Source organism: Sphingopyxis sp. (assembly GCF_035565275.1).
Lineage (GTDB): Bacteria > Pseudomonadota > Alphaproteobacteria > Sphingomonadales > Sphingomonadaceae > Sphingopyxis.
Genome location: NZ_DATMST010000073.1, coordinates 1 through 4,440, shown reverse-complemented (window position 1 = coordinate 4,440; position 4,440 = coordinate 1). Strand labels below are relative to the sequence as shown.

Here is a 4,440-nt window from a genome sequence, read left to right as displayed (position 1 = left end):
ATCGCCACCGGCTTCGGCTACCTTCTGGTGCTCGCGGTCTTCCTGCTTCTGCCTGTGGCGCAGCACGGCATCCTGTGGCGAGTCGTCGTCGGGTTCGGGGGCAATGCCGCGCTCCATCCGGCGATGCGCCGTACGACCCTGCCGCTGCACGTCTTCCAGTTCGCGACGGCGCCGCTCGACGCAGCGCAAAGGGAGGTGATCCTTCCGCAGGGCGGCGCTTTCACCGACAAGGTGCCCTATCTGTTCAGCGCCCGGCTCGACGGCCACGGGCATCTGATCTCTGCCTTTCCCGTGTCCTTCCTCGTGCGCGGCGACGAAGCCTGTTACCGCGAGGCGCGGCGGCGTTTGAAGCAGCATTTTGCGGCGATGCCCGATCCGCAGGTCGACTATCTGTGGCGCGGTCTCGCGTGGGTGAACACCTCGTTCCTTCCCGAAATCTATGACCTCGGCGACGGCGCGATCGCGATTCAGGCGTGCAACGGGCGCGGTATCTCCACGAACAGCGTTATCGGGGCCGAGGTCGCCGAGATGCTGGCGACGGGGAACCGCGATGCGCTTTCGGTGCAGCCGCGCGAACCGTCACCCGTGCGTTTCCACGCCGGTGCGGCGTTGCTGCCCAAATTGCTGATGTCGATGGCCTATCTTTCGAACTGAGGCGATGGGGAATTCAGGGCGCCAGCGGTTCGAGATTGTCGTGAAGGCGTCCAAGCAGCGCGATCAGCTGTTCGAACTCGTCGGGTGCGAGCCCTGTAACCAGATGCTCATAGATGGGAGCGGTGACTTGCCGCGCCTTTTTGAGCTGGGCCTTGCCGGCGGGCGCGAGCGCGACCAGCGTGACGCGCGCGTCGTCGCGGCTGGGCGCCGCCGTAACCAGTTCGGCGGCCGCCATCCGCTGGATAATCCGGGTCATCGTCGACAGGTTGATCACCGCGGCCTCGGCGATTTCGCGCGCGCCGCGCGGCGATTTTTCGCCCAAGATCATCAGCACCCGCCAGCTCGGGATATCGAGGCCGATCGCGCGCAGCCGCGCGTCGATGATGCTGTTGTACCGGCTCACCAGCCTGTTGAGCAGGTAGAAGGGGTATCGTTTGACCCGAAAGGCGGCGGCGCCGGGATTGCCCGACAGAAAGACGTCCATAACCGCCGCTTTAGCCGAATGCCCGTCCGTTTCAATCCGCCCCGTCCGATGCATGATCGATCCGCGAAGGATGCGGCAACGACCCCCGAAAGGAAATCCCGATGGCAAATCTGACTGCGCAGTCGAGCAGGCGCTGGGGGCGAATTATCGCAATGGGCGCCGCGGCGGTACTGCTGACCGGCGCGAGCGCGCCCGGGCTGTCCGGGCTGGTCGCGCGATACGAGCATTTTGCCGAGGATTATCCGATGGAAGCGGGGCGGTCCGACCCGTCGCGTTCACGCGAAGGCTGGCCCGGCGAAAGGCCCGAGGGCATGGCAGGCCGCAAGGCCGAACTCGAACAGATTGCCGCGGAGCTCGATGCGCTGGATGGCGCGACGCTGACGGGCGAGGATCGCGTCAATCGCGACTATCTGCGCGAACTGATCGGCTGGCGGATCGAGGGCATCGATTTCGACGAGCGCCGCTTCGCTTTCGTCGCGCATGAAGGCTTCTACAACACGCCCTATTCGCTGGCCCGCGGGCTCGACGTCAAAAGCGAAGCCGAAGCGCGCGCGTGGGCGGAGCGGATGCGCGGCATTCCCCGCTATTTCGCCGAACAGCGCGCCAATCTGGAACGCGGTGTTGCAACGGGCTGGACGCATCCGGGGGTGGTAATCGATGTCGCGGTTGCCGTGCTCCGCAACCAGATCGCGGTTCCCGCCGTCGACGATCCGATGCTTGCGTCGCTGACCGCCTATCCCGCTGTACGCGCCGAGGCGCAGCGGTTGATCGAGCGCGAGATCCGTCCGGCGCAACAGGCGGCGCTGGCCTATATCGACGGCCCGTATCGGGCAAAGGCGCGCAAGGAGCTCGGCATCGCGGCGGTGCCCGGCGGGCGGGCCTATTACGATTTCCTGCTGCGCTATTATACGACGACCGACCTGACCGCCGAACAGGTCCATGCGATGGGTCTGGCGGAGGTGCAGCGGATTCGCGGCGAGATGGACAAGGTCATCGCTTCGACCGGTTTCGAGGGAAGCTTTGCCGACTGGTTGCGCTTCCTGCGAACCGACCCGCGCTTCTATGCCACCAGCCGCGAAGGGCTGATCGAAAAATACGCCGCCGCGTCGAAACGGATCGACGGCGTGCTGCCGCGCTATTTCTCGGTGCTGCCGCGTCAGCCGTTCACCATCGTTCCGGTACCGCGCGAGCTGGAGGAAGGCTATACGACCGCGCGCGGCGGCGGGGGCGGCGATTTCGCCAAGGGCTTTGCCGGCACCTTTGTCGTCAACACCTCGCATCTCGACCAGCGGCCGCTGTACGAGGTCCCGGCGCTCAGCCTGCACGAGGCGGCGCCCGGGCACCACACGCACGGCGCGCTCAATAATGAAAATCCCGGGCTGCCGTCTTTCCGCCGCGCGCGCGACCTGCTCGCTTTCCGCGAAGGCTGGGCGCTCTATGCCGAACGGCTGGGGCACGAAATGGGCGTCTATCGCGATGCCTACGAAAAATTCGGCAGTCTTTCGACCGAGATGTGGCGCGCATGCCGGATGGTCGTCGACACCGGGATTCACGTCATGGGCTGGAGCTATGCACAGGCCCGGCAATGTTTCGCCGAAAATACCGCGCTCGCCGACATCAACATCGACACCGAACTGGCGCGCTATATCGGCGCGCCGGGCGGCGCGGTCGCGTACAAGGTCGGCGAACTCAAGATCGTCGAACTGCGCCGGCGCGCCGAGGCGGCGCTGGGCGCGCGGTTCGACATCCGCGCCTTCCACGACCTGATCCTCGCGCAGGGGCAACTGCCGATGACGATGCTCGAGGCCAAGGTCGACGCGTGGATCGCGGCGCGCAAACGCTCAGGAAGCGAGGGCTAGCGCCAGCGCCTTGCCGTCCTCGTCGGCCAGCGCGGCGTCGCGCAGGCGGGCGATGTCGGCGGCGGCGAGGCTGCCGGTACGGTAGCGATCGACGATGCGCGCATAATTGCCGAGTCCGCGTTCGAACGTGTCGCCATAGCCCTTGATCAGCCGCTGGCATTTTACGAGTTCCAGAGCGGTCGCCGGATCGGCAGTGCGGACGAGCGCCAGCCAGTCCTCGATGCGGGCCTGTTCCATTTGATAGCGCAGCGTGCCGCGCCGCCAGCGCCGCCAGCCGGCGAGCAGCGACAGCATCAGGAACCAGCGCAGGCTGGTCGTTTCGACGTGCCGTCCCTTCGTGAACAGCGGCTTCAGGCGGCGCGAGAGCGACCGGCTGGCGAGGATGCGGCGGCCAAGCGCGGCGGGCATCGTCTCGCAAATTTCTTCGAGGCGCGGGTGCATATATTCGGTGAGCTGGACGATCTGGTCGTCCTTCGCCTTCACCTCGCCGCGCACGCGGGCGAAGCGGCTGGCGCGGACCTTCAGTCCCGCGACGCGGATCGTGTCTTCATAGGACATCCAGAGCGCGAGATGCCGCGCGGCCTCGGTGACGAGTTCGGGGTCCCGGTCAAGGCTTTCGAGCCGGTCGAGATAAAGCGCGGCATAGGCGGCGTCCTGATAATCCATCAGCCGCTTCACACCCTCGACCGCAAATTCATGCGCTTCGGGCGGGAGTTTCGCTTCGATGCGCGCGAGCAGCGCACGCCCGGCCTCGGTGGTGGGGGCGACGCGGGGCGGCGGGGCAGGAGCGGCTTCGGCCTTGCCCTGTGCGGTGTCGAAGCCATCCGAAAAGCCGCGCAGATTGGCGTCGATCGCCTTGCCGCCGGCGCGGATCGCCTCCTCGAACGCGGCACGCGAAAAGGGCAGGGCGCCGCTGCCCGCGAGCGCGCCGAACATGATCGAGCTGATCACGCTGCCGGCCCGGTCGGCGGCGGCGTCCATGTCGAAACCGATGAAGCGGCCCGCACGCTCGTGCGCGGCGGCGATGATGCGCTCGCCGCTTGCGCGGCCGTCGCCCATCGCCGACTTTTCATCGATGGCATAGACGCGGTGCGTCGAACCGATCAGCAGCGTGTCCTGCGACACGAAGCCGCGCAGGATCGCGCGGCCCGCCTCCATCAGTTCGGATGCCACGACGATATCGACGTCGCCGGGCACCGGCATCAATGCGAGCACGGGCTGCGCCGCGCTCCCGGCCGGGAACATCTCGATATAATAGACCGTCGCGCCGGTGCGCTGCGCGACGCCGGGGACCGACGTGCCCTGCGCGACATAGCCGTTTTTCGTGCCGAGCTGGACGATCCAGTCGGCGAGCACGCCGCCGCCCTGGCCGCCGAGGCCGAGCACCGCGATGGTGATGCGTTCGCGCCGGCGCATCAGAACGCCCTCGCGGCAAGCTTGCGC

At 67.0% G+C, this 4,440-nt stretch carries 4 protein-coding genes; 2 read left to right on the top strand and 2 right to left on the bottom strand.

Annotated features, from left to right (window positions below):
* Nucleotides 1-654, top strand: a 654-nt coding sequence (locus VN047_RS05400) for a hypothetical protein (RefSeq protein WP_325540799.1), incomplete at its 5' end; no start/stop codon positions are given.
* Between the two features lie 13 nt (nucleotides 655-667).
* Here the strand turns inward: VN047_RS05400 and VN047_RS05395 are convergent.
* A complete protein-coding gene (locus VN047_RS05395; RefSeq protein ID WP_325540797.1) occupies nucleotides 668-1,138 on the bottom strand; it encodes a MarR family winged helix-turn-helix transcriptional regulator in 471 nt (156 codons plus the stop codon).
* 101 nt (nucleotides 1,139-1,239) lie between these two features.
* Here VN047_RS05395 and VN047_RS05390 point away from each other — a divergent pair, with 101 nt between their 5' ends.
* Nucleotides 1,240-2,997, top strand: a complete 1,758-nt coding sequence (locus VN047_RS05390; RefSeq protein ID WP_325540795.1) for a DUF885 domain-containing protein — start codon at nucleotides 1,240-1,242, stop codon at nucleotides 2,995-2,997.
* On the opposite strand, the gene VN047_RS05385 is transcribed toward VN047_RS05390, so the two are convergent.
* Entirely contained in the window at nucleotides 2,980-4,413 is a 1,434-nt protein-coding gene (locus tag VN047_RS05385) for an indolepyruvate oxidoreductase subunit beta family protein (protein WP_325540801.1), read from the bottom strand. The two genes, VN047_RS05390 and VN047_RS05385, sit on opposite strands and share 18 nt — an antisense overlap.
* Between the last annotated feature and the right edge of the window lie 27 nt (nucleotides 4,414-4,440).

Excerpts from the sequence above, each read along its gene's own strand:
- VN047_RS05385 (WP_325540801.1), bottom strand. The coding sequence starts at position 4,413 with ATGCGCCGGCGCGAACGCATCACCATCGCGGTGCTCGGCCTCGGCGGC.
- VN047_RS05390 (WP_325540795.1), top strand. The coding sequence starts at position 1,240 with ATGGCAAATCTGACTGCGCAGTCGAGCAGGCGCTGGGGGCGAATTATC.
- VN047_RS05395 (WP_325540797.1), bottom strand. The coding sequence starts at position 1,138 with ATGGACGTCTTTCTGTCGGGCAATCCCGGCGCCGCCGCCTTTCGGGTC.